The sequence below is a fragment of the Enterobacter cloacae complex sp. ESBL7 genome, assembly GCF_041679625.1.
In the GTDB taxonomy this organism is placed as follows: Bacteria; Pseudomonadota; Gammaproteobacteria; order Enterobacterales; family Enterobacteriaceae; genus Enterobacter; species Enterobacter asburiae_B.
Genome location: NZ_JBGORN010000001.1, coordinates 1,028,258 through 1,049,990 on the forward strand (window position 1 = coordinate 1,028,258; position 21,733 = coordinate 1,049,990).

38 protein-coding genes, 4 tRNA genes and 1 pseudogene are annotated in these 21,733 nt (G+C 50.2%); 32 read left to right on the plus strand and 11 right to left on the minus strand.

Annotated elements, in window-relative coordinates; translation table 11 throughout:
- Positions 1-167: 167 nt before the first annotated feature.
- The 4 genes from ACERY3_RS05005 to ACERY3_RS05020 form a co-directional block, all read right to left on the minus strand.
- Positions 168-995 carry an SPFH domain-containing protein gene (locus ACERY3_RS05005; protein WP_373225180.1) on the minus strand — a complete coding sequence of 276 codons (828 nt, stop codon included), beginning with the start codon at positions 993-995 and terminating at the stop codon, positions 168-170.
- On the minus strand, positions 992-1,195 hold the full coding sequence (locus ACERY3_RS05010; protein WP_373225181.1) for a hypothetical protein: 204 nt from the start codon (positions 1,193-1,195) through the stop codon (positions 992-994). Before ACERY3_RS05010 ends, ACERY3_RS05005 begins: the two co-directional genes overlap by 4 nt.
- A gap of 473 nt (positions 1,196-1,668) precedes the next feature.
- A complete protein-coding gene (locus tag ACERY3_RS05015; protein ID WP_373225182.1) occupies positions 1,669-1,854 on the minus strand; it encodes a hypothetical protein in 186 nt (61 codons plus the stop codon).
- Positions 1,847-2,050: a hypothetical protein gene (locus tag ACERY3_RS05020; RefSeq protein ID WP_373225184.1), complete on the minus strand. Its 204-nt coding sequence runs from the start codon at positions 2,048-2,050 to the stop codon at positions 1,847-1,849. The genes ACERY3_RS05015 and ACERY3_RS05020 overlap by 8 nt, the downstream gene beginning before the upstream one ends.
- A gap of 953 nt (positions 2,051-3,003) precedes the next feature.
- Between ACERY3_RS05020 and ACERY3_RS05025 the strand changes: the two genes are divergently transcribed.
- Entirely contained in the window at positions 3,004-3,246 is a 243-nt protein-coding gene (locus tag ACERY3_RS05025; protein ID WP_373225186.1) for a hypothetical protein, read from the plus strand.
- Here the strand turns inward: ACERY3_RS05025 and ACERY3_RS05030 are convergent.
- The 6 genes and pseudogenes from ACERY3_RS05030 to ACERY3_RS05055 all read right to left on the minus strand — a co-directional run.
- The gene (locus tag ACERY3_RS05030; RefSeq protein WP_373225187.1) at positions 3,208-3,492 is read right to left on the minus strand and encodes a hypothetical protein; all 285 of its coding nucleotides are present in this window, start codon (positions 3,490-3,492) and stop codon (positions 3,208-3,210) included. The genes ACERY3_RS05025 and ACERY3_RS05030 overlap by 39 nt on opposite strands.
- Before the next feature lie 25 nt (positions 3,493-3,517).
- Entirely contained in the window at positions 3,518-3,667 is a 150-nt protein-coding gene (locus ACERY3_RS05035; RefSeq protein ID WP_373225188.1) for a hypothetical protein, read from the minus strand.
- Positions 3,668-4,080: 413 nt separating this feature from the next.
- Complete coding sequence (locus ACERY3_RS05040; RefSeq protein ID WP_373225189.1) at positions 4,081-4,560, minus strand: hypothetical protein; 480 nt, start codon at positions 4,558-4,560, stop codon at positions 4,081-4,083.
- A complete protein-coding gene (locus ACERY3_RS05045) occupies positions 4,553-4,876 on the minus strand; it encodes a hypothetical protein (RefSeq protein WP_373225191.1) in 324 nt (107 codons plus the stop codon). The genes ACERY3_RS05040 and ACERY3_RS05045 overlap by 8 nt, the downstream gene beginning before the upstream one ends.
- 42 nt (positions 4,877-4,918) lie before the next feature.
- Positions 4,919-5,332 (minus strand): helix-turn-helix domain-containing protein, encoded by a 414-nt coding sequence (locus ACERY3_RS05050; protein WP_373225549.1) that lies wholly within the window; start codon positions 5,330-5,332, stop codon positions 4,919-4,921.
- 144 nt (positions 5,333-5,476) lie between these two features.
- Positions 5,477-5,641, minus strand: a pseudogene (locus tag ACERY3_RS05055) (transcriptional regulator); the annotation flags it as partial.
- Positions 5,642-6,005: 364 nt separating this feature from the next.
- Here ACERY3_RS05055 and ACERY3_RS05060 point away from each other — a divergent pair.
- From ACERY3_RS05060 to ACERY3_RS05185, 26 genes are all read left to right on the plus strand, one after another.
- Positions 6,006-6,464, plus strand: coding sequence for a hypothetical protein (locus ACERY3_RS05060; protein ID WP_373225192.1), 459 nt, complete (start codon positions 6,006-6,008; stop codon positions 6,462-6,464).
- A gap of 15 nt (positions 6,465-6,479) precedes the next feature.
- The gene (locus tag ACERY3_RS05065) at positions 6,480-7,616 is read left to right on the plus strand and encodes a DnaT-like ssDNA-binding domain-containing protein (protein ID WP_373225193.1); all 1,137 of its coding nucleotides are present in this window, start codon (positions 6,480-6,482) and stop codon (positions 7,614-7,616) included.
- Entirely contained in the window at positions 7,600-8,046 is a 447-nt protein-coding gene (locus tag ACERY3_RS05070; RefSeq protein WP_373225195.1) for a replication protein P, read from the plus strand. The genes ACERY3_RS05065 and ACERY3_RS05070 overlap by 17 nt, the downstream gene beginning before the upstream one ends.
- 11 nt (positions 8,047-8,057) lie before the next feature.
- Positions 8,058-8,351, plus strand: a complete 294-nt coding sequence (locus ACERY3_RS05075) for a MarR family transcriptional regulator (protein ID WP_373225196.1) — start codon at positions 8,058-8,060, stop codon at positions 8,349-8,351.
- A gap of 96 nt (positions 8,352-8,447) precedes the next feature.
- The gene (locus ACERY3_RS05080) at positions 8,448-8,669 is read left to right on the plus strand and encodes a hypothetical protein (protein ID WP_373225197.1); all 222 of its coding nucleotides are present in this window, start codon (positions 8,448-8,450) and stop codon (positions 8,667-8,669) included.
- Positions 8,662-9,453: a ParB/RepB/Spo0J family partition protein gene (locus tag ACERY3_RS05085; protein WP_373225198.1), complete on the plus strand. Its 792-nt coding sequence runs from the start codon at positions 8,662-8,664 to the stop codon at positions 9,451-9,453. The genes ACERY3_RS05080 and ACERY3_RS05085 overlap by 8 nt, the downstream gene beginning before the upstream one ends.
- Positions 9,450-9,830, plus strand: a complete 381-nt coding sequence (locus ACERY3_RS05090) for a hypothetical protein (RefSeq protein WP_373225199.1) — start codon at positions 9,450-9,452, stop codon at positions 9,828-9,830. The genes ACERY3_RS05085 and ACERY3_RS05090 overlap by 4 nt, the downstream gene beginning before the upstream one ends.
- Positions 9,827-10,111, plus strand: coding sequence for a hypothetical protein (locus tag ACERY3_RS05095; RefSeq protein WP_373225200.1), 285 nt, complete (start codon positions 9,827-9,829; stop codon positions 10,109-10,111). Before ACERY3_RS05090 ends, ACERY3_RS05095 begins: the two co-directional genes overlap by 4 nt.
- Entirely contained in the window at positions 10,108-10,305 is a 198-nt protein-coding gene (locus tag ACERY3_RS05100; protein WP_373225201.1) for a hypothetical protein, read from the plus strand. The genes ACERY3_RS05095 and ACERY3_RS05100 overlap by 4 nt, the downstream gene beginning before the upstream one ends.
- On the plus strand, positions 10,302-10,487 hold the full coding sequence (locus tag ACERY3_RS05105) for a hypothetical protein (protein WP_193149846.1): 186 nt from the start codon (positions 10,302-10,304) through the stop codon (positions 10,485-10,487). Before ACERY3_RS05100 ends, ACERY3_RS05105 begins: the two co-directional genes overlap by 4 nt.
- Positions 10,484-10,717, plus strand: a complete 234-nt coding sequence (locus ACERY3_RS05110) for a hypothetical protein (protein WP_115625659.1) — start codon at positions 10,484-10,486, stop codon at positions 10,715-10,717. Before ACERY3_RS05105 ends, ACERY3_RS05110 begins: the two co-directional genes overlap by 4 nt.
- Entirely contained in the window at positions 10,714-11,175 is a 462-nt protein-coding gene (locus ACERY3_RS05115; protein WP_335265427.1) for an ead/Ea22-like family protein, read from the plus strand. The genes ACERY3_RS05110 and ACERY3_RS05115 overlap by 4 nt, the downstream gene beginning before the upstream one ends.
- Positions 11,172-11,630, plus strand: coding sequence for an ead/Ea22-like family protein (locus tag ACERY3_RS05120; protein WP_373225202.1), 459 nt, complete (start codon positions 11,172-11,174; stop codon positions 11,628-11,630). Before ACERY3_RS05115 ends, ACERY3_RS05120 begins: the two co-directional genes overlap by 4 nt.
- The gene (locus ACERY3_RS05125) at positions 11,627-11,935 is read left to right on the plus strand and encodes a hypothetical protein (RefSeq protein ID WP_373225203.1); all 309 of its coding nucleotides are present in this window, start codon (positions 11,627-11,629) and stop codon (positions 11,933-11,935) included. Before ACERY3_RS05120 ends, ACERY3_RS05125 begins: the two co-directional genes overlap by 4 nt.
- A 3-nt stretch (positions 11,936-11,938) precedes the next feature.
- Positions 11,939-12,622, plus strand: coding sequence for a hypothetical protein (locus ACERY3_RS05130; RefSeq protein ID WP_373225204.1), 684 nt, complete (start codon positions 11,939-11,941; stop codon positions 12,620-12,622).
- Positions 12,612-13,007 (plus strand): class I tRNA ligase family protein, encoded by a 396-nt coding sequence (locus ACERY3_RS05135; RefSeq protein WP_373225205.1) that lies wholly within the window; start codon positions 12,612-12,614, stop codon positions 13,005-13,007. Before ACERY3_RS05130 ends, ACERY3_RS05135 begins: the two co-directional genes overlap by 11 nt.
- A gap of 46 nt (positions 13,008-13,053) precedes the next feature.
- Positions 13,054-13,320, plus strand: coding sequence for a hypothetical protein (locus tag ACERY3_RS05140; RefSeq protein ID WP_373225206.1), 267 nt, complete (start codon positions 13,054-13,056; stop codon positions 13,318-13,320).
- Positions 13,321-13,504: 184 nt separating this feature from the next.
- Positions 13,505-13,657 carry a Hok/Gef family protein gene (locus ACERY3_RS05145; RefSeq protein ID WP_373225207.1) on the plus strand — a complete coding sequence of 51 codons (153 nt, stop codon included), beginning with the start codon at positions 13,505-13,507 and terminating at the stop codon, positions 13,655-13,657.
- Positions 13,658-14,043: 386 nt separating this feature from the next.
- Positions 14,044-14,211 carry a hypothetical protein gene (locus ACERY3_RS05150; RefSeq protein ID WP_335265420.1) on the plus strand — a complete coding sequence of 56 codons (168 nt, stop codon included), beginning with the start codon at positions 14,044-14,046 and terminating at the stop codon, positions 14,209-14,211.
- Between the two features lie 145 nt (positions 14,212-14,356).
- Positions 14,357-14,659, plus strand: a complete 303-nt coding sequence (locus ACERY3_RS05155) for a Ref family recombination enhancement nuclease (protein WP_373225209.1) — start codon at positions 14,357-14,359, stop codon at positions 14,657-14,659.
- On the plus strand, positions 14,656-14,913 hold the full coding sequence (locus ACERY3_RS05160; RefSeq protein WP_373225210.1) for a hypothetical protein: 258 nt from the start codon (positions 14,656-14,658) through the stop codon (positions 14,911-14,913). Before ACERY3_RS05155 ends, ACERY3_RS05160 begins: the two co-directional genes overlap by 4 nt.
- The gene (locus tag ACERY3_RS05165; RefSeq protein ID WP_373225212.1) at positions 14,910-15,533 is read left to right on the plus strand and encodes a hypothetical protein; all 624 of its coding nucleotides are present in this window, start codon (positions 14,910-14,912) and stop codon (positions 15,531-15,533) included. The genes ACERY3_RS05160 and ACERY3_RS05165 overlap by 4 nt, the downstream gene beginning before the upstream one ends.
- Positions 15,534-15,859: 326 nt before the next feature.
- A tRNA-Thr gene (locus tag ACERY3_RS05170) sits at positions 15,860-15,935 on the plus strand.
- Positions 15,936-16,150: 215 nt separating this feature from the next.
- Positions 16,151-16,227, plus strand: a tRNA-Ile gene (locus tag ACERY3_RS05175).
- Between the two features lie 73 nt (positions 16,228-16,300).
- A tRNA-Arg gene (locus tag ACERY3_RS05180) sits at positions 16,301-16,377 on the plus strand.
- A gap of 102 nt (positions 16,378-16,479) precedes the next feature.
- A tRNA-Gly gene (locus tag ACERY3_RS05185) sits at positions 16,480-16,554 on the plus strand.
- Between the two features lie 629 nt (positions 16,555-17,183).
- Here ACERY3_RS05185 and ACERY3_RS05190 read toward each other — a convergent pair.
- Positions 17,184-17,690 carry a hypothetical protein gene (locus ACERY3_RS05190; RefSeq protein WP_373225213.1) on the minus strand — a complete coding sequence of 169 codons (507 nt, stop codon included), beginning with the start codon at positions 17,688-17,690 and terminating at the stop codon, positions 17,184-17,186.
- Positions 17,691-18,011: 321 nt separating this feature from the next.
- On the opposite strand from ACERY3_RS05190, the gene ACERY3_RS05195 reads away from it, so the two are divergent.
- The 5 genes from ACERY3_RS05195 (at position 18,012) to ACERY3_RS05215 (ending at position 21,724) form a co-directional block, all read left to right on the plus strand.
- A complete protein-coding gene (locus ACERY3_RS05195; protein ID WP_373225214.1) occupies positions 18,012-18,224 on the plus strand; it encodes a hypothetical protein in 213 nt (70 codons plus the stop codon).
- A gap of 230 nt (positions 18,225-18,454) precedes the next feature.
- Entirely contained in the window at positions 18,455-18,715 is a 261-nt protein-coding gene (locus ACERY3_RS05200) for a DUF4752 family protein (protein WP_335266285.1), read from the plus strand.
- Between the two features lies 1 nt (position 18,716).
- A complete protein-coding gene (locus ACERY3_RS05205; protein WP_373225215.1) occupies positions 18,717-18,875 on the plus strand; it encodes a hypothetical protein in 159 nt (52 codons plus the stop codon).
- A gap of 517 nt (positions 18,876-19,392) precedes the next feature.
- On the plus strand, positions 19,393-20,439 hold the full coding sequence (locus ACERY3_RS05210) for a terminase small subunit (RefSeq protein ID WP_373225216.1): 1,047 nt from the start codon (positions 19,393-19,395) through the stop codon (positions 20,437-20,439).
- Entirely contained in the window at positions 20,420-21,724 is a 1,305-nt protein-coding gene (locus tag ACERY3_RS05215; protein ID WP_047356340.1) for a terminase large subunit domain-containing protein, read from the plus strand. The genes ACERY3_RS05210 and ACERY3_RS05215 overlap by 20 nt, the downstream gene beginning before the upstream one ends.
- Positions 21,725-21,733: the final 9 nt, after the last annotated feature.

Consider the following 21,733-nt stretch of genomic DNA (forward strand, 5'->3'; position numbering starts at 1 on the left):
GCAGAGAGTATGTTGATTATCAAAAATCAGTCGTCTGTAAGGACGTCCATCCAGAGAGCAAAAACGATAAGCACCACGACAACCACAAAGGCGAGGGCACAGAGGATCTTGAAAATGGTCATTGCTACGTCCCTTCTGGTAGCCCGGCTCAGCACCGGGCTGGTGGATTACTTAACCTGAATAAATGGTGTACCTGCACCGCTGGTCATGTACTGAGGCAGTGCGCCGTTCCATTTGTTGATGGCTTCGAGCTGGAGAACCTCAGGGTTTTCGCGTAATGCCTGGCCGCGCATCGCGATGGACTTCGCCTCGGCGTTCGCCAGTTTCAGCTTGGCGTCTGCCTGACCATCGGCTTCTGCGCGGAGCATGTTGGCTTCGGCCTCACGCTGCAGGACTTCCTGCTGGCGCTGCAGGGTCTTTTGGTTGGCGGTCACTTTGGCGTTGATGGATGCAACGACGGTCGGCGGGTATTCGGGTTTGCCCACATACGACAGGCTGATAACCTGAATGCCAATCGGCCCCATTTCGTCCTGGATGTCTTTCAGGGCTGCATCGAGCAGTTCCGACTTGCCGCCGTCGATGAACTTGTCGGTGCTCATCTTGCTGGCGAGACGGTTAAGCGCATCAGCTATCTTCTGGCGCAGGTCGGTATCGGTGATATCGTCAACGCCTTTACGGTATGTCTGGAAGACAGAGGTGATTTTGGTCGGGTCAACCTTGTAGGCCACGCCGATGTGGTAGCCAATGGTGGTGCCGTCGCTCATCTGGAAGTTGAAGGCGTCATCATAGGTCTTCATCTGCTTGAAAGTAGGGAATATGTAGATATCGGTGTTCAGTCCGGTCCAGTAGCGACCAACACCGACAACTTCACCCACGCCCTTATCGTCACCCAGCTTGTTGACCTTGATGCCGACATTGCCAGGTTCAACCCGGTCACAGCCGATCATCAGCACCGAAAATACAGTAACGAATAATGCAAAAATCAGTTTTTTCATTTTTTGTCCTTACCAAATAAGTGACCTTTAAACACAATGTACGGGCATGGCAGGGTCACAACTGCCAGCGCGATACCGCAGATAACCGAGAAGGTGCTCTGCATCGATATAAGCCAGGGAACCAGAAGGCCGAACGTAATGGCGATGTGCATGACAACGCCGACAATCAGGAAATAGGTTTTAAGAGGAGAGGGTTTCATCACCACCCTCCGAATAATGTGCGGGAGCCGGTTCTTACTGATGCTCTGCGATAATTACTACGCGCCGCCTTCAGTGTGGCCACCTTGTCTTTTCTGTCAGCGCAGGCGGCGCAGTGATATCCGAGTTCGCCAGCCAGGTATCCAGCCCTGGCTCTGAGTTTCATATCGGATTCTTTCTGTACTTTTCCGCATGAAACGCAACTACAAATTTTGTTTTCCATTTTCTATTTCCAGAATTTAGAGTGAGTGAAGCCCTGCCAGTGAAGGCATTAATAAAAAAGTATTTAATTAATTACTTAAAGAAAAGGTTGATATCCCATACCCAGAATTTAATAAACATGAAATGATACGATGGCAGGTTGTTGTAATAATGGCTGTCCATGCAACGTAAAACCTTCAACCTTTTTCTATATACCCATTCATTTCTTAATAAGCCAAAAATAGCGAATGAAACTGAAATAACTATGAAGAGCTTATTGCCTGTATGCATGTATTCTACTCCCGCGGTCATTTATTACCCTGCTCATTAATGCGGCATAGCGTTCATCCAGCCTGGCTTTCTCCCTGAACTCCCTGACGCCCGTTATGCTGGACAGTTCTTTCTTATAGGCGGCTTCAGCTGTGCGCCTGGTTACATCCTCAGGAGTGAAGTTAACCATACAGCACCACCATCCTGAGGTTAGCCTCTTTTTCCAGTAAGTTTTTATATGCTTCATCATATTCAGATTTAGCTTTTTCCAGTCGATTGGCGTAATGGCGGTCAAAAGGACATGTAGTTGTTTTACATTCACTGCATTCAATAACAGGGCAGAATGAAATAACACTAATAACGGCAATTGAAATACTAACAACCATAATTATCTCCATATATATTAAACAGACTTTGCTGTGTGGTGCCGGGTGCCTCCCGGTGACGTTAACGAACTGAGAATTAACGCCGACTACAATTCACCCAACTACTGATAAGGACTGATTGTTCAGTTCTGCCGCGTGCGCTTAGCCGCATTCACCACACAGAAAAATCAATTTTTAAAAAGGGCGGTATCAGCTAAAGGATAAGAAAACTGATACCGACAAGGACTACACAGCATTGTGTTGTGGCGGGGTTACCACTCAGGCGTATGGTCAACCTGGTAACCCGGTGTCTCTATCCAGGTGAAGGAAGGGCACCTGGCCATACTTACCGCCGCACCGTTCTGCGGATTACCACAACCGGAAGCGCATTCCACCATCTGGTTTAACGACAAAGCTCAAATGTGAAAAGCCGGAATGCGCTTTCGTGTTGTGTTCCGGTCTCTCCCGGCTTGTCACGGCATATGCCTTCCGTCCTCGGCACACATTGCCGGTTCAGGTGCTTTGACGTTTCGCCATTCAGGTTACTTTGTCGTCTCCGTCTCCGGGCGTAGTGTCAGATTGTGGTGGCCGGGGCTCACGTCTTCCGGCTTTCGGGCTGGTTTTGCCAGTTCTCCGCACGGATTAAAAGTCCGCTGCACATCAGCCTGTGCACTCACCACAACGGAGTGAACCATTCCCCCAGGGCTTCACTTCCCCGATAAGGTTCCCCGCGCTTAACTCCACTCGGGCCGCTTCGCGTTGCGGCTTGTGTGGCTACCCGTCCCCACCAGTCGCGATACCGGACCAGAGACAGGAATGATTCACTCCGTTGTGTGCCTGCTTTGTTAACCCTCTCAGGCGGCGAGGGGCCTCTACGTACCCCTACGTCGAGTTTGGTTGATTGCCTGTTTATTTATTCACCTCAGGCGGCGGTGATATCCTTGCGGGGAGTTCAAACCATACAAGGAAACTAAATGAGCTATATAAAAGAAGAAATTGAGAAAAACATGCCTCTCTTCCTTCCAGTACGGCTAGAGGCGGTTGCAACTGTATTGGAAGAGTTAATTACACTCCTCTCACCCGAGCAACGAGATAAACTTGATTCGGCAATAATCTCCAAATATCCATCGGTAAAGAATGCGTCAGCTTCTGAGCCTTATACTATTTCTTATCAACTTTCACTTTTCCTCAAGGAGCCGATCAGCAGCGATAATTAATTTCTCAAGTTGAACCCCGATATCTGGGTTACGTATCATTACAGCCTTAAGGTTTAATATCTCGTCGGAAACTTTTTTCGCTAGGGTTTCTGGCGATTCTTTACTTCCGATAAATACGCGGCTGGCGAGCTCCAGTGCAAGTCGGGCATCTTTCGGGTTAATCCCTTGAGTGCTGGCCATCTGATAAGCGGTTTCTGCAATTTCCGCAGCAAGAGCTAATACATTTTTTCCTGAGTAGGTCGTCATTTCTAATTCACCGTTGCTTAAAGAGCTAAAACGCAGAAAAGCAGGAGAGGTCGTTGAGCCCCAGCGCCTCAGCGTGGATCGCTTCCATATCAACAGCTGAGCAATCGCTGTGAACCACTACTTCCATCATTGGCTCGCCATCGGTATCGACGATCTGTTTGATTGCGTGTGTCATCCTGGCTTCTCCTGTGTTTCCCCTTAACGCCGGGGAGGCGGAACGTTTTACCTACAGCGTCGTGTTGCTGATAAATTCTTTGCCCTTAACGCCAGGCTGGCGGAACGTTTTGCTGAATCACTGCGCCTTGGTTGTTAACTATTGCTTTGCCAGTAACGCCTGGCTTGCGGAACTTTGAACCTGTTGCACCTGCTGTTTATTCACTCGCCGTCATGTTCTTAGGCCTCAGGCTGGCTACTTAACCCATCTGGCAGCGGAGTAACTCGAAGTATTGCTCTGCCGTTGTCCGTTTGGGTGAGTGGTGTTGATGCGGTAACAATAGCACTGCTATTTATTTTGTGTCAATAGCATTGTTATTTACTAATGCGGCAGGCAAAAAAAATCCCGCCGGAGCGGGATGGGAAGGGGGATCGTTAATTTTTTAGAGCCATTCCATTCAGTATGGTGACTATCTTTTCCAGGTAGGGGCCAGCAATAACGCCAAAAACCACTATTGCTGCGGATAAAACTGAGGCTGAGACTTTCATCGTTGTTTTAAAGGAGTTGACCGATGTTCCTATTGCGTCAATTTTTCTCTCCAACTCTTTGAGTTCATTGCTAAACTCTTCGTTTTTTGTACGCAGCGTACCAATGTCGTATTTTATTAGCTCAACATCTGTTTTTAACGATGAAACATTGGTGGATATTTGCCTTGCTTCGGTCTTTATGTCTGTCACATCGGAAGCAATGTGTTCTATAGTCGCTTCAAGTTTAGCTACGCGAGCTTCCATGTTACCTCCTCCGCCATTTCCGCTGCCATATTCTGTAGTATGGGGCGGTGTTATAGCATTTGCAACCATTGCTCTAGCGTTCTTCTGGTCTTCAAGATGATAGATATCCGCCGTATTAGCCATCTGCATCCCCAGGAGCATCCATTTTCATTATGTTATCTCGCAGCACCTTATAGGAGTGCAATCGCATATACCCGCAGGAAGGGCAAACAAGGAAAATAACAGGAAACCCACCCATAAACGTTGTTGTTTTATCGGTTTCTTCATCTAATCGGCTATAAGGTATGTGATTAACTACCTTGTCACCTTTTTTATCAAATGTATCAATTACATGAGCGCCGTTTACTTTCCAGCCTATATTTTTACAGACAGGGCATATGATCTCTGCGTTTGGCATTCGACCAAAATATGCAGCTAGTATTTCATTAGTTATTAGCATCTTAGCAGACCTTCGCATAGTTAGGGGGAGGTATTGAATGCGTTAAGCTCTGTGGCTCTTTTGAGCTTCGAGCCAGCGAGCAACAGTCTTGTCCATCGTTTCTTTCTTGTCCTTCATCTCTTTGAGCATCAGTTCCTGATCCTCTTTAGGGAAGGCGCTGAACGTCTTAAGTAGGTCACGCTGAAGCGGGCCGATTTTCATTGAGTCTGGAGTCACTACCTGATCGCCTTCATCTGGCGGAAGCATGAACCAGTAAGGGGGGCGACCCGTAACATCAGATAGCTTATCCATATTCGTTGTTGTGGGGCTTGATATGCCATGAGCCCACTTCTGAACGGTTTGCTGTGCAACGCCAATGCGGCGTGCGAGTTCAGCCTGACTCAAGCCGGTTTCTTTCATCACCAGCTTGATGCGGTATGTTGTATTCGCTATTACGCTGCTGGAAGAATCTTCCACCGACTCTTGAGACTCGTCTTTTTCGACAACATTTGGAGTTAGTTGGCGAGCTATACTCAGCAACTCCGAGAAGTCGGGTCTAATCAACTCCGGTGGAACTTGCAATAAATTCGCAAACTTCAGCACAGCCTCAAGGTTCAGGGGCGTTTTTGCATTGAGATAATGGCTTACTGCGCCCTGGGTAGAAAACCCCAAAATTTCGGCAGCACGATCCTGCGTAAGCCTAAGCTCAGCCTTACGGTTATTCCATATATCTTTTAGTCGGTGAGCGGCTTCAATGTCCTGCTCTGACAAACTCTTTCTTTTCATACGCCCATTCTAATAGGTTTGCTAATCATGTAGAAATAGCATTGCTATTTACATGTAAAAATAACTATGCTATTAATTTACTCCTGTTCAAAATGAGAGCCAAAAAATGAAGCTTGGAGAATATCTAAAGCTCTCTGGTTTAAGTCAGAGGGCTTTTGGAGAGAAAGTGGGCGCTAGCCAGGGGATGGTTAGCCACGTAATAACAGGTCGCTACAGGCTAAAGGGGCCAACCATTTTGCTGTGGTGCGAGGCAACTGAGTGGAGTGTTACACCTCACGATATCGACAGTGCAACATACCCAAACCTCACTGACGCAATTCCAGACGGTGTAACTTTGCCTGAAAAACGAGAAGGAGTCTGATTAATGGAAAACACATTCAAGCACGCATCACAGATGGTTTGGTCCTGGTTGCAGTTTGAGAAGCAGGACGCTGTTTCTCTACAAATAGCTGAAAAATTGCACGAAATTGATACTAAAGCATCGCTTTTGCTGCGACCGGGTTCGTCAGATACCGCAAATAATACCAACCGCCAGCGTTTATTTCGCACGCACGACGGCTGGATTAACGGTAATACCCTGGCACAGCGCACCAAGTTTTTGGCCTTACTCCCGGCTATTGAGCGGGCAATGCTTGAAAGCGGCAAATCCCACCTTGTGATGCTGGTGATGAAAATGCGCAGCCATACATCGCCGACTATCCGGGAGCTTGTACAGCGCCGTGAGCGCATCGACAACGATATGGATGCGTTATTTGGCGCGATGATCTCCATGTCGGAGCGCCATTACGGCAGCGGCCCGGCTGGCAATAGCCTGTTTCACTGAGTCTGGAGGTTTTTCTTGAGCAGCAAGTTGCTCGGACTTGTATGGGAGGGTTGTGCACAGGCCGGACTCGGTATTTCACGTGTTGCCCTGATGGCCCGAATTGCTGATTACAGCAATGCTGATGGCGTGTCCTGGCCTGCAATTGAAACCCTCCAGATTGAGATCGGCGCGAAAAGTGAAGCGACCGTCAAGAACGCACTGGCTGAGCTGGTGAGTGGCGGATGGATCACCAAAACCGAGCGTAAGGTTGGCGGTCGAAATTTAACGAATATCTACCAAATAAATATAGAGAAACTTGAGGCTGCTGCCGCACAGGGGCGTAAAAAAATAAAGGAAAAAAGAGCGAAAAAGAAAGGCTCTCGCTGCATTCCGGCAGGGTGTGAGGGGGAGGGGGTAATTATTAACCCCTCAAAAAATGCCCCCTTAAATAATGAAGGTGAGGGGACAAATATTGAGGGGTCAGATAGTGGAAATAAGGGGGCAAATTTTGACGGGTCAAATATTGAGGGGTCAAAAATTGGTGAAAACGGCATTTTAACCCCCCTAAAAATTGCCCCCGATCCGTCATTAACTACTGATCCGTCATTAAACCCCACACATAACGCGCGCGAGGCTTCAGAGGTCGAACCAGTTAACGACGGGCCGATTCCTGAATACCCTGGGCAGCCGGGAATGATTTTTCCTGCAGCCCAGCTGAATGGGAAATTCCAGATGCATTCCGAATGGACGCCATCACCAGATTTTCGCCGACAGGCCGTGCTGTGGGGTAAGCCTGTGCAGGACGGTTTAAACCTGCGGGCTGAGCTGGCGAGTTTTATTGCTTACTGGATATCCGAAGGGAAAGTTTTTACCCAGACGCAGTGGGAGCTGAAATTTGCCAGCAACCTGCAGGGTGCAAGACCAACACAATCGCGAGGTAACAACCATGCAGGACTGGACAGGTACCCACCTACCGCCAACGCAGCACAGCGCAGAATGCTCGATGCGCGCGCAGCACAGCTCAGAGAGCGAGGACAGAGCGTGGACGTTCTGGGGGCTCATGGTGGAAATCTACTCAAACCGTTGGGAGAGCAAAAACGGATCGGCTCCGTCGGACCTATGGATTGCTCAGATTGGGAATTTGACCAGCGACCAGATGACGAGCGTCTGTAATGCGATGGTAGCCCGCTGCGCTGAGGGGAATTCTTGGCCTCCGGACCTGGCTGAGTTTGTCACGCTGGTGGCGGATTGCAGCGGCGGAAGGCTGGGGCTGAAGGTTGAGGATGTGATGACCGAGTTCTGGCGGTGGCGTCGATTGTCATTCCGATACCACAGCAGCGAGAGCTACCCGTGGAAGCATCCGGTGCTGTACCAGATTTGCACTGAAATGCGTCGTACTGGTGTGGAGCGTCAGATGACAACCCCGGAGCTGGAAGGGCTGGCAGCAAGGCAGCTGGTGAAGTGGGAAAAGCATGTTGCTGGCGGTGGAAAAATACCGCTGGTGAGAAAGCAACTTGAAGCGCCCCGGCACCCGACAGGGCCGACACCAGCACAGGTGCTGCAGGAAGAATACCGACGCCGGAAAGCGGCAGGGCTGATTTAACAGGAGGATTTATGGCAGCCAAAACCAACACTGAAACAACAACACTGGAATTTATCAGGACCAACCCGGGCATGACCTCCGGCGATATCGCCAGGGCGATGGGCAGAAGCGTCTGCTCAGTCAGCGGGCAGCTGCGTCAGATGCTTGCCGCGGGTCGGGTTACTCAGTCGAAAAACAGTGGTGGCAACGCAACCTGGTACTTCAACGAAATGCCGTTCGGGTGCAGCAGCAACCCTGCGATCGTGATGTTCAACCAGCTGCTGAAGGAGTGCCGCCATGCTGCGCGTTGCGGGGCAACGACATGATTGTGCATTTTCTTATCGTTGCGGCGTTTTTTGTTACGCCAGCATGGTTTTTAAGTTCCTGGGCTATGTACCTGATGGGGTTCTGGGGAGATGAAGATGAGCGGGAATAAATTACCTCAGTGCCCAACCTGTGGCAGCACGGTTGAGATGTTTTTCAAAGAGACCTACTGGGCGGGCTCAGCGCAAATACGCTGTGTTGGCCATCACCATATCGGCATGGGTTATTCACTGGGTGGTAAGCAGGGGGCGCGTGAAGAACTGCTGCGACGCTGGCAGGAACTGACAGACCAGGTAAAACAGGAACAAAACAATGGCTAAAAACTCTATCGACGCCTATGGCGCCAGCGGGAAGAGCAACGTTCTCTCTTTCGAGCCGGAAAAGCTGCACCTGGTGACGGACAGGTCACACCCGCTATACGACGAGCGTATTCACCTGCCGATAAGCGAAGGGATGGTGCTGAACATCATGGACCAGGGTGTCCTTGAGCCGATTATCGTCTGGAAAGACCCGGAAACAGGGCTGTCCTGCGTGGTAGATGGCCGACAGCGTGTCCGGCACACACTGGAAGCGAATATCCGTCTGCAGGCCGCGGGAAAGGAAACGCTGAAAGTACCTGCAGTGACGAAGCGCGGTTCTGCAGTTCGTATGGCACAGGCGATGATTAGCGCTAACGAAATTCGCCAGGCAGACACTCCTGTGGGGCGCGCGAAAAAAATGGCTGATGCACTGGAGCGCGGGCACGACGAAGAAGATCTCGCCCTGATGTTTGGCGTCAGTATCCAGACCGTTCGCGCCACACTGGCCCTGCTGGACACCACGCAGGCAGTACGTGACGCCGTGGAGTCCGGCACGGTGACCGTCACCCAGGCCCGTCAGCTGGCATCACTTACGCCGGACGAGCAGCGGGAAAAGGTCAGAGAGCTGGAAGTGGCAACCGCCGGTACTAAAGGCCATGAAAAATCGCGCCGTCAGCGGCAGGTTCTGGGCGAGACAAGGCCACGCATGAAATCCCGTAAAGACATAACCAGTGCCCTCGAAACTGCCAGCGGCGAATATGCAGCCGCGTTGCGCTGGGTGCTGGGAGAGGAGGAGTCAGTATGAGTAAATCATCCAAAGAGTTATATACCGTTCCCGACTGGATGCGTCAATACCTGCCGTTATTCCACAACACGGGAGGGAACGACGTCGAGGAGCTGCTGCACGACGACAATACATCGATGTTCGCTAACAGCATCCGCTACATGCTGATTGTCTCAGCGCGAAGCCAGTTCACGCTGCTGATGGATTTGCACCAGCGGGGATTCCTTTCAGCGGTCTCTGATGCTTCCCTGGCTGAAGTGCGGGCGCAGGGTGTGGAGATGTTCGCGCAGTTTATTCTGAGGGATGCATGCGGAGATAGAGAGTCTCAGAGAGATATTGGCGAAGTACTGGGTGCCGCTAAATATTTCGCCGCACAGCTTCGCCAGGAGGGCAAATGAGCAACGCTATCGACGCGCACCTCTCCGACGAAGTGATCAATGCCGCTTTCGGAAACACGAATTTCGGGCGCACTGATTTCCGCACCATCCTGGCTGAAACAGTCATGAAGCGTGCGGCTGGATATCACTCAGGATGGACAGCAACGACAATTTGCACGCGCCTCGGGTTGCTGGGGAAGCAGGAGAAGCCAACTAAGCTTGGCCTGACGTTCGCTTTCCACCACTACTACAAGCCTTGCGTGCGTGAAGCACTGATGCCAGCCCAGGAGGCCGCCCAATGAGCAACAACACCAAAGAGCTGAACTTTGACCCAACTGACCCGGATAAAATGCGCCTGCCAAAAGGCTCTAGTTGCGGTAATTGCCATCACATTCGGCGCTGTAAGGCTATGTTCGGCCACACAGAGACGGATAACTATTGCGACTGGTCGCCATCGCGTTTCATCCCGGTACGGACAGAAGGGGCCGCACAATGAGCAAGTTAACCGATGCGGCAATCGAATCGTCAATGCTGTCTTCTGTGGAGGGTTTTTCTTTTCTTGTTGTTGATTCTCTTGAGTTTGAGCTTGGTCGAGAGCTGACCGAAGAGGAATCAATGCGTGTTTATCGTCGTGTTGAAAAGGCTATCAACGAGGCAACGCAGGAGGCCGCCCAATGAGCAATACACTGCAAATTAAGTGCATCAAAGATACCGAAGGTTGGTGGACCGAGGGTGAAGTGTATCCGGCCCGTGTAGTTGCAGGTGGCTTTGTTCAGGTAGGTGATGATGATGAACCGAACGGAGAAGGCTGGAGCGCTGCACCGATGGAATATCGGGATGATAGTTCGATCGTTTATCAGGTTGGCGGTATTGAGGGTGAAGTTCTGTTTGAGGAGGCCGCCCAATGAGCAACATCGACAAACAGGCTTTGCGCCAATTGGCTACCAGGGCAACACCAGGTCCATGGGAAGAAGAAAACGGTGAGGTGTGGATTATGCGAAATGGCACCGCTAATTCCATTCTCACTGGCATATGCGGTGACGATACGTCGGTGCAGCAGGACTTTGATAACGCCAGATTCATCGCCGCCGCTAACCCAGAGACCGTGCTGGCGCTGCTGGATGAATTGTCAGAGTCACAAGACGGCAAAGCTAACGAATCCTCCTGCGCTGACAGCACTATCAATCTTGCTATCAAATGGCAAATGCAGTGCAAAGCAGCAGAGGAACGCGTGGCTGAACTTACTGAGTTTGTCCAGCACGTTAAAGAATGCCTGGTCAAAAACGGCGAATACGCCCCTCTGAGCAACGAGACAATCGACACCATCCTTGGCATTCGTGCCGATGGCAAGGGAGGCATCAAATGAGCAACATCGACAAACGCGCATTACGTGAAGCGGCGGAGATGGCGACTCAGGGCGATTGGAAGTATTCCATTTTTGACTGTGCCATTACTGATGACACCTCATCGCTGGCCATTGTGAGGATGGATAGTAGTCATCTCAACGATGAACAATCTGCGCTAAATGGAGTCTTCATCGCCGCAGCTAACCCAACCACCGTGCTGGCGCTGCTGGATGAGCTTGAAGCCAAAGACAAGCGCATTGCGGAGCTGGAGGCGACGCAGGGTAAGCCAGTTATGTTTATCGATGGTGATATTTCACCTGCTGACGCCGAAAAGTTGGCGGCTGTAATTCGTGAATTCAACGAAGAGACAAAAACCCCGGCGGCACGAATGGCTCGAATTATTCGCGAAAACCCGCATCCGACAAACATGTGCGATATGCCGGCCGCCGCAGCCGGTAAAGGAGAGGCATCATGAAACCAGCTAACTTGGCACCAGTTTATTGCGCTCTATACCCAGCACTGGCAGAGATAGCACGCAAGCACGGGTACGCGATGGCAATCCACGGGACAATGGCGCGTGACTTTGATCTGATTTGCATCCCCTGGGTAGAGACTCCATCAAAACCAGATGAAGTAGTGGCAGAAATCACAGCGACGTATGCCACTACGGATATTACCAACCCTGGCTACAAGCATCACGGACGACTTGCTTACTCAGTGTGCTTTGGATTTGGCGAGTTCTTTGCTGACCTGTCATTCATGCCGACCATCGAGGACTAACCGATGAGCACTATTACCAAAGAATGGCTGCAGAGTCAGATTTCTGCAATTGAAGCTGTTGGCATCACCGACAGCAATACGCTCGAGGCGTTCAAGTTGGCGCTGGCATCGCTCGAAGCGGAGGCTGTGGCGTTTGTTATGGCGGATGATTTGAAGGATAGCAGCATCATATCAACGCCAGCATATCGCGATTTAGGTGAGGCGATGGAGCGGACTGTTGGGGATGTTGTTGCTCTCTACGCAGCCCCTCCAGCGCCGGTATCTGTGCTGGACATAACTGCGCTGGATAACCTTGCTGGAGAAATGCTGAACCATGCGATGAATTGCGAAAGGAGAGTGGCTGTAGCCTATACGCACTGTGCGCATCGACTTGCTGAGGAAGTAAGAGACTTACGCGCCGCCATGCTTCAGGGTGCCGAAAACGTCAAGTCGCGCTGCACCATCCAGGCCGCGCCAGCACTGGATTCTTCGCCAAAAATTGCCGAGTCGCGCTGCAGCAACTCTTCAGTGGTTCCGGATGGTTATGTACTGGTGCCGGTTGAGCCGACTATGTCGCAAGAATTCGCAGGGTACAGAACGCTCACTGATACAGGGAAAATGTCACGCCTGATGAAGACAAGACTTTCAAATATCTACCGTGCCATGATTGCAGCAGCACCGCAGCAGGAGGTATCGGATGGACGATAACAGCGATAACGTCATCCAGCTGGTGCAGCCGAAGCGGGAAGAGGAAAGGCTCCTCGATATAGTGGTTACCGACAATAAGACGGCAGCGCAGAAGCACTGCCCTCATCATCTGTGCCAGGTATCAGAAGTCAACAGAACGCTGCTATGCCAGCAGTGCGGTGCGTATCTTGACCCCTTTGAGCTTATCCTTTCGCGCTCCCGCAATGGTGAAAACATCGTGAGGGAAATTAAGAAGCTTTATTTGCGCCGTGATGAACTACGCGAGTCAGTTGCAAGTCTTGAGCGTGAAGAGAAAAACGCTAAAGCCCGGCTTCGCTCTGCGAGAACGGCGATCCTCTTTGCAGAGAATGACCTTAAAAATACGGAGCAGGGGGTAAAACAATAAAACGCAAACACGTAATTTGTTATCAACAAATCTCAGGTTTGTCATTATGCGAATAATTACCCGTAAGAAACCTGCCTTTATTGAACTGCACCAGACGGGTGTTATTACGCGCGTAGCTGCAGTTAAAACAGATGAAGGTGGCTGGCGTCTGTTCGGTATATGGCGGGATAAAGATATCGCTGTATTTGTAGAGGCGGCGCGTGGCGGTATTCGAGAATGGTCAGGTCTGGATTACCTGGCGGGATTCGTAGCCAGCTGCGGTATCAGTCTGTGGGAGGTTCACAATAAGACGGAACGGAAGAGCCCGATGTAATAATGCTTTGAAATGTTGAGGAAATGGCAGAGAATGACGCCGGGTGCTTGAGGCTTTCTGGTTTCAGGCATTTACTGAGGTCCAGATAGACGAAAGCCCCAGGAGATATTTCTATCAACCTGAGGCAAACGTATGAACCTAGACAATTCAGATGTTAGTCTCTTCTTTGCATGGAGGCAAGAACATGCTGACAAAATATGCCCTTGTGGCAATCGTGGTGCTGTGTATAACAGTGCTGGGGTTCACGCTCATGGTACGGGATTCGCTCTGCGAATTGAGTCTCAAAGAGCATGGTATGGAGTTTAAGGCTGTTCTCGCCTACGAATCGAAGAAGTAGCCATTGCGCGGGGAGCAATCCCCGCGTATCTGGTTGCTGGTTCAATCCTCAACGCACCCACACCCATCAACCCGCTTCGTGCGGGTTTTTCTTTTTGTTTACGTATGAAACTTATCAATCCTGACAATCAAAGAAATAGCATATATTTCAAAAATAAATGCAAATAAATCCCTAATGAATCTTTTTCAGGCTATTTGTCAATCAAAATACAAAGAAAAGTGTAACGGTCAGAAACTGATCGTTAAAACAGATCGAAATGGTAAAGATTGATCTACGCAGCCTATTAGACTTGTTGTTAAATTTCGGTTAAATCACTGTTGTGCATAAGGAGATAGCCAGGACGGCAGGACCCGAAAGGGATTATCGATTTGGAAGGATTTCAAATTATGAGTGAGCAAGAATTACTGGAGATTATCCGTGTGGCTGGTCGCTTTGATATTATTTCAGATGGCAAAGGAGGGTATCAGTGCGTCTTGGTTTCCTGTTGTGCAATCCTCATAGAGCCTGAGTCTGACAAAGAGAGTAGAGACTACTTTGGTAATCGAGATGATTGATTTATAATAAGCAGACCGGCTGAACACCGGACCTGTTGCACCATCACTGAGGAAGCGTGATGGCGCGTCAAATAGAACTACCTTATTTACACCGTACCTTCCGGCACGGTGTTTCCGTTTGTCTTTCGCACCCAGGCGGTGCGGCATGAGCAAATCAAAGACCAAAGCCGAAAAGCTTCACCTGTCCCGCGTTGCCGGGCTGGGTTGCATCGTTTGTAAAAACCTCGGTTACGAGGACACTCCTGCTGAAATCCACCACTGCAGTAAAGGCACAGGATTATCAGTCCGCGCTGACAACTTCCACGTTATTCCGCTTTGCCCGTTTCATCACCGAGATGGCGGGCACGGTAAAGCCGTGCATGCTGGCCGTCAGACATGGGAAAACAACTTCGGAACCGAAACCGAATTGCTGGTGCAGGTTATGTACGAGCTGGGAGAGGCAGTATGAAATCAAGAACAATCGCACCAACCCCAGAACAACTCCGCCAGCAGGCACAGGAAATGCTCCGCCACGCTGAGCAACTGGAAAAGACCGGAGCTACCAAAGACGCACTGAAAAAATCTCTGGTACCGGCACTCCGTGAACTGATGCAGGCAAAACACCGAACCCAAAAGGCGGTAGACGAGCTGGTGGACTGCGTAGCGGAGCTGGAAAGCCAGGTATCGCAGATTGAACGAATTATCCAGGAGGTGCTGCTGTGACTCCACGCCAACGCCGACAACATACCGCTGCCCTGGAAAAAGCAGCTGCCGCACCGCGTAAGAGCTGGCTGGGTAAATTCCGCCCTTTAACCAGCGTCCAGAGTGCATGGGCTAAATCACTCCTGTCTGTCTGGGGTGAATACTATGGCGGAAGAACGCCGGAACAGGCGATGCTTGAGGCTGGTGGATTCTGGCACGATTTACAGGGAGAGGAGTGGTCAGACGAAGCGGCAAAGAGGATCACCGATACGATTAAAGGTCTGAGGAAGATTGGTTATCGTGGCGAGGAGTTGCTGAAGATGGCGAAAGCCATTCTCTGGCCGAAACCATCTCTGGCTGACACGCTGGACAGGCAGATGCAGAAAGACGACGCGGATTTTGTAGAGCGCTGCATTCTGTCAGCGTTAAGCAATGATGACCCGGTCTATGTGGTCGGTATTGATTTCTACGCCCGCCGCAAGCGTATCAGCGACATTGGGCGTTACCTGCAGAATGTTGCCCCCTGGCTGACCCGTCAGCAGGCTGAAGACCGCGCCAGATGGTGCGTAAGTCATTTTAACAGCGCCGTCTTCCTGAGCATGCGCGCAGCCCTTAAACAAGCCTCAGAAAATAAAACTTGAAAACAGACACAAAAAGTTGATAATTAATTCATGCTTGGCAGAGCTGCGCAACGATGGCAGACTCGATAAGCAATCAAAATTTGAACCTCGCTCCGGCGGGGTTTTTTATTATCTGGATATATTGCGCGGCCTGAATGGCCGTACGATCACCGATATGCAGAAAGCCCACGCTAACGCGTGGGCTTTCTGCATATCTGGTGGCAACCTAACTGCCATCCTTACTGGAAAACGTTTCTGGATGATGTGTTAATTTTTGATTATTCAGGTAACTAAGAGTTAATGAAGGGTTGTCACGCCCATTTCCCCGTTTCCATCATTCCATCCGCGCCGACTTAGCTCAGTAGGCAGAGCAACTGACTTGTAATCAGTAGGTCACCAGTTCGATTCCGGTAGTCGGCACCATTTCATACAAAAAGAAAGTGCACTGCATGGATGAATCCCGCTCACTGGGCGTGTCGGGACAGTGTACTTCCTTGTTGTGATGGATCCCCCTAAGCGGAGGGGCGTAACCAGCGAGCGGTTGTTCCGGTTTGGTGTGAAATCTGACGTATGCGCGCGAGCCATGGCTGCTGACCAAAGGCTCACCGGGAAGCACCCGGCATCACAACAATTTTTTTGGCCCTTTAGCTCAGTCGGTCAGAGCGAGCGACTCATAATCGCCCGGTCGCTGGTTCAAGTCCAGCAAGGGCCACCAGACCGCCATTAGCTCAACAGGAAGAGCGTGCATTTTGCAGGTACGGGGTTCGAGGCCTCGATGGCGGCCCAAAGCGCTGTTAGCTCAGATGGATAGAGTATTGCTTTCCGAAGGCAATGGTCACTGGTTCGACTCCAGTACAGCGCACCATGCAAGTGTAGGCCTGGACGTAGGTCTACCGACGCGATAGTCCTTGACGAGATGGACTCTAAATAAGCCAGCGTTGACGGCGGGGAAAGAGACCCGCATTTTGCGGTCATCGTATAATGGCTATTACCTCAGCCTTCCAAGCTGATGATGCGGGTTCGATTCCCGCTGACCGCTCCAGTTTTGCCTTCCGGTCTGCGATGAAGGGTTAACCCCGAGTTACCGGAAGGCGCATTCGCATGGGTGCCTCCTGAGTATGTTCTTATCTGGCCTGAGCATACTGAAGAGCCAGGTCGGCACCCAGTCGAATGCGAAAACATCAACAGCAAAGCGCGCTGACAAACCTGTTTTCTCAGGGATGATAAGTTGGGTAGTGTGCTTTGCTGTTGCGGTGAATCCCACTATGCGTAGGGGCGAAACAGCAGACCCTGATTGAATGAGAAAGTCGCGAGCTACGGTGGCTGACCAAAGGCTCATGGAGAGGCACTCCACACCGCAACAGTTAACTTATTTTACTGGTGAGTAAATAATGCACGGAAAATTATGCTTTTTGTTTGGTGGAATGCTGATTACGCTTTCTGCACTGGCTACACCTGAAGTGATGCACACCGGGAGTGAAAGCCTCAGGCCGGTGGTAATAAGCGGTAAACAGATTCGTTCTGAATCATCCCGGCAGGGTGTGCAGCATTCACGGATGGTTAAAGCCTTACAGCCTGAAAGTACCCCAGCCCTCACAGAGAAAAAGAAAACTCCAGATAGCTCTCACAACCCCTGATTATCCCGTTAAGCTATTTTTTCACAGGCCCACGTTAACGCGTGTTTTTTTTGCTATCTGGTGAAGAGGTCATGGGGCGTTTAGAGGGACCCCCAGCTATTCTGGCTGTAATTCGCTCGATGATATTTAGGTCTGGTTCATGTTCGTCGGGGGCCACACCCAGGTGAATTCGGGTTCTGAGTATTGCCGGGTTATGCAATACTGCCCATGGCTCAAAATCATTATCTTCAATTTCGAGCATTTTGTTAAATAGCTCGTCATCGTCCAGCTTGAATGCCGTTGTAAAAAGAACCTGGTATTGTTTAGCTTGCTTTCGTGAGTGCTCAGACGACTTGCCAAACTGGAAAGTCATCTGAAGTGCGGAAATCATAGCGATGGAAATACCGCTCCATACTGGACTTCCAATGTCGGCAACAATCGAAGAGCCGAGAAATAATGACAAAAAGGATAGTAACCTGTCGATTCGACCGGTTAATGTGCTGAACATTTTCTCAAAATAGTGAGAGAACAGGACTCTGTCTAAAACTTCTTCTCGGCTCATAGATTAATCACTTTTTGCTGCTTCCTCCTGAGTTAGCAGGGGGAGCTGGGGGGGTATTATTAACAGGGGTTCGAACAGGTTGAGAAGGCATGTGCCCTCCCTTTGATGGTGGCTCTGAATGAGAACGAATCAACCCTGCAGGCATATGGTCGAACACTGGAATCTTTTTATCAGACATACTTAAAATTCTCACTGTAGGTTTCGATATATCAATTTTGGCGATTTGACTATATCACCGGCAGGGTAATCGCCGCCAGACGTACTCTGGCACAATCATCAAGCTGCGCACTGCGCGGCTTTTTTATTTCCGGTAAGGATCCCATGAAGAAAAAACTACTGCTCGCCGGGCTGCTGGTGGGCGCTGCTCTATTAGCGGCATGTTCTGCCGTCTCCTTTACCCGCGCTACGGGTAAAGGCGGTCAGAGCCTCACCAACGCAGAGGTTCAGCCGGACAACACCGTGGTGCTGACGTATCCGAGCGGCTCTGCTTGCATCGATACAAACCCCGGCGAGAGCCAGACTTGTAAGCCTTAAAAGTAGTCTGAGCCAACAAAAAGCAAAAACCCCGATTGCGGCAAACAGTCGGGGTTTTCTGTTTCTGCACCTGAGTGAGGCAGGGAGAACATGTGATTGATTTTAGCAAACTGATACGGGAGTTGCGACTAATGATTAAGCAATTACCAGGCTGGAAATTTTTACTTGTTTGGGTGATTCCATTCATATGGGTGATTTCGCAATTAATCACTGCGATTAAGGGGTGATTAATGCACCAGTTTAGTTTCATTGATTGGGCGATTATGGGACTGATAGCGCTTAGTTACGTGTTCATCATCGTCAAGTCCATCGAGTGGCTGTTGGGCATCCTTCTCCGCAAGTGGCTACGACGACGCAGGCAACCGGTACAGGACAAGGCAATGAGCGAGTTCTGTGATGCCTTCGATATTGATGAGATGCCTCCCGGCACCCAGAAGTTACTCACCACCAAAGGTGATATCGTTGTCTATGTCATCAAAAGGGAAAGCTGATATGCGAACGCTGACATTATGCCTGGCATTGTCGTGTTTGCTTACCGGCTGCGTATCCCAGCGTTACGTCGGCGTGCAGATCACTTCAACCGAACCGATGAGTTTTACCCGCGTGCTGGTGAACGGGAATTCGGTGGTGGTTTGTAATCTTGAGCCATAAAAAAGACCCGCCTGGGCGGCGGGTAAAAGAAAGCTCTGAAGTAAAAGAAGTTTATCTGTACTGCAGTTTTTACTGTCAGCACGGTGGCTTAACTTGTCAAATTCAGGCAAAAAAAAGCCCGCTACACGCGGGCAAAGAAACAAGTAGGAGCATTCATCATCAGGATGCGTCTTTTTATCGAGTCGCATATTAAGCGTCAAAACGGGTTGGTGAGTTGTCAAATCGGAAAGACAAAAAAAAGCCCGCATGGATACGGGCAAATGGTCATAAAGCACTTTGCTGATGTTATGTAATGCAAAGCGTGATTAGTGTCGGAACGGGAGCGGGAGATTGGAAATAATGCAAAGCGGTATGCCGCTTCCCATCACGCATCCTGCATACAGTAGTATGCGGCTTTTATTTTCTTCTGTTTACTGTGCCTGTTGTGTGCAGATATCAGCATAAACGATCTGTTTGAGTTCTTTGGGGTGCCTCGATTTTCCGGGGTTATAGTTTTCAGACCAGAGGAATGTTCTGTATGTCCAGAGTGAACTGGGATGAGGTGTTAGCCCTGTTTGCCGAGGCATGGAGGCGAACAGAGATATCGCCTCAGAAATGGTGTGAAGATAATGGTTATTCCTGGACATCAGCAAAAAGACATATCTCGATAAAAAAAGCAAAAGCGCTCCTGGATAATGTCGGTGCGAATGCTTCTGCAGCTGCTGCGAATTCGCAACAGCAAATTGCGAATAAAACTGCGAATTCGCAAGTGGCGGAGGCAGCACAGGAGTTAATGGATGATGGTGGGGTGACCGACCAGCAAGCTAATTTTGTCGTTGAATATCTTGAGGATTTTAATGCTACACAGGCGGCCATTCGCGCTGGATACAGTAAGGATACTGCCGGTCAGATTGGCTATCAGCTACTTCAAAAAACTTCAATTCGCACTGCAATCGCGAATCAGCAAAAAGCGGCCATTGCCCGCCAGCTTTTCACTGCTGATGATGTATTAACCCGCATGTGGACCATTGCGACTGTCGATGTGAATGAGCTCGTCGAATATCGGCGGACCTGCTGCCGTTATTGTTGGGGGAAGCACCACGATTATCAGTGGACTGAGGGTGAGTTCAATAAGGCGAGAGCGGAGGCTGAGACCAAAGGTAAAAAGCCGCCGGAGATTGCAGGTGGCTTTGGTTTTCGTCCCAAACGCTCAGCTAACCCTGAATGCCCACAGTGTGAGGGAGATGGTTACGGTCATGTTCATATTCATGCGTCGAAAAAACTCTCCGCAGGTGCGCAGATGGCATACCAGGGTGTTAAGACCACCCGTGATGGTGTCGAGGTGCTCATTAGCAACCGTGACAAGATGCTGGAAAATATCGCAAAAAATCTCGGTCTCTTTGACGGTCCGGAGGCAAGACGTTTACTCACACTGGAAGCTGAACGCCGACAACTGGAGATCGACAAACTCCGCAAAGAACTGGCAGCAGATCCTGAAGACGACGAACCAACACCAGTCGTCGTCAATATCAACGTGGTGGATGCGCGCGTAAGGAGCGAAGACGATGATATCGCCGACGCTTAACGTCCCCCAGGCACAGTTTCTGGCAATGCCGCATAAGTTCAAAGCCTATGTGGCTGGCTTTGGCTCCGGCAAAACGTGGGTGGGTTGCGGTGGTATCTGTAAGGGGATGTGGGAACACCCGAAAATAAACCAGGGCTATTTCGCGCCAACGTATCCGCAGATTCGTGACATTTTCTACCCGACAGTTGAAGAGGTGGCTTTCGACTGGGGTCTGAACGTTAAAATCAACGAGAGCAATAAAGAGGTTCACTTTTACGCCGGACGACAATACCGCGGAACCACCATCTGCCGTTCCATGGAGAAGCCTCAGACCATTGTAGGTTTTAAAATTGGTAATGCGCTGGTGGACGAGCTTGATGTATTGCCGAAGGTGAAGGCGAGAACCGCCTGGCGAAAAATCATTGCCCGTATGCGCTACAAGGTTGACGGATTACGCAACGGTATCGACGTTACCACCACGCCGGAAGGGTTCAAGTTTGTTTACGAGCAGTTCGTTAAAGCCATCCGGGAAAAGCCCGAGCTGGGCACGCTGTATGGTCTGGTGCAGGCTTCGACCTTCGATAACGAGGCCAACCTGCCGGCCGACTATATACCGTCGCTTCTGGAGTCATACCCACCTGAGCTGATTAAAGCGTATCTGCGTGGGTTATTTACTAACCTGACCAGCGGGACCATTTACCACCAGTTCGACAGGCGCCTGAATAACTGCGAAGAGGTGGAGCAGCCCGGGGAACCGCTTTATATCGGCATGGACTTTAACGTCGGGAAAATGGCCGGCATCGTTCACGTGCTGCGCCTTGGTTTGCCATGCGCAGTAACGGAAATCATCAACGCCTACGACACGCCGGATATGATCCGCATCATCAAGGAGCGGTTCTGGCTTTACGACGGCAATAATTACCGCAAGGTCAGAGAGATTTACGTCTATCCGGATGCTTCCGGCGATTCGCGTAAATCCAGCAACGCCAGCGCGACCGACATCGCTCAGTTAAAACAGGCAGGGTTTAATGTGGTGGTCAATGCCGCTAATCCCCCGGTGAAAGACAGAATTAACGCGATGAATGCGATGTTCTGTAACGGCAAGAACGAGCGCCGCTATAAGGTCAATGTGAAACGTTGCCCGATGTATTCGGAATCACTGGAACAGCAGATATGGGATGAGAAAACCGGAGAACCTGATAAAAAATCCGATAACGATCACCCAAACGATGCTGGTGGTTATTACATCGTGAAGCAGTTCCCGATTATTTCCCGTAAAACAACGGTCCGGCCGTTCTCTGGTTAACTGGATATT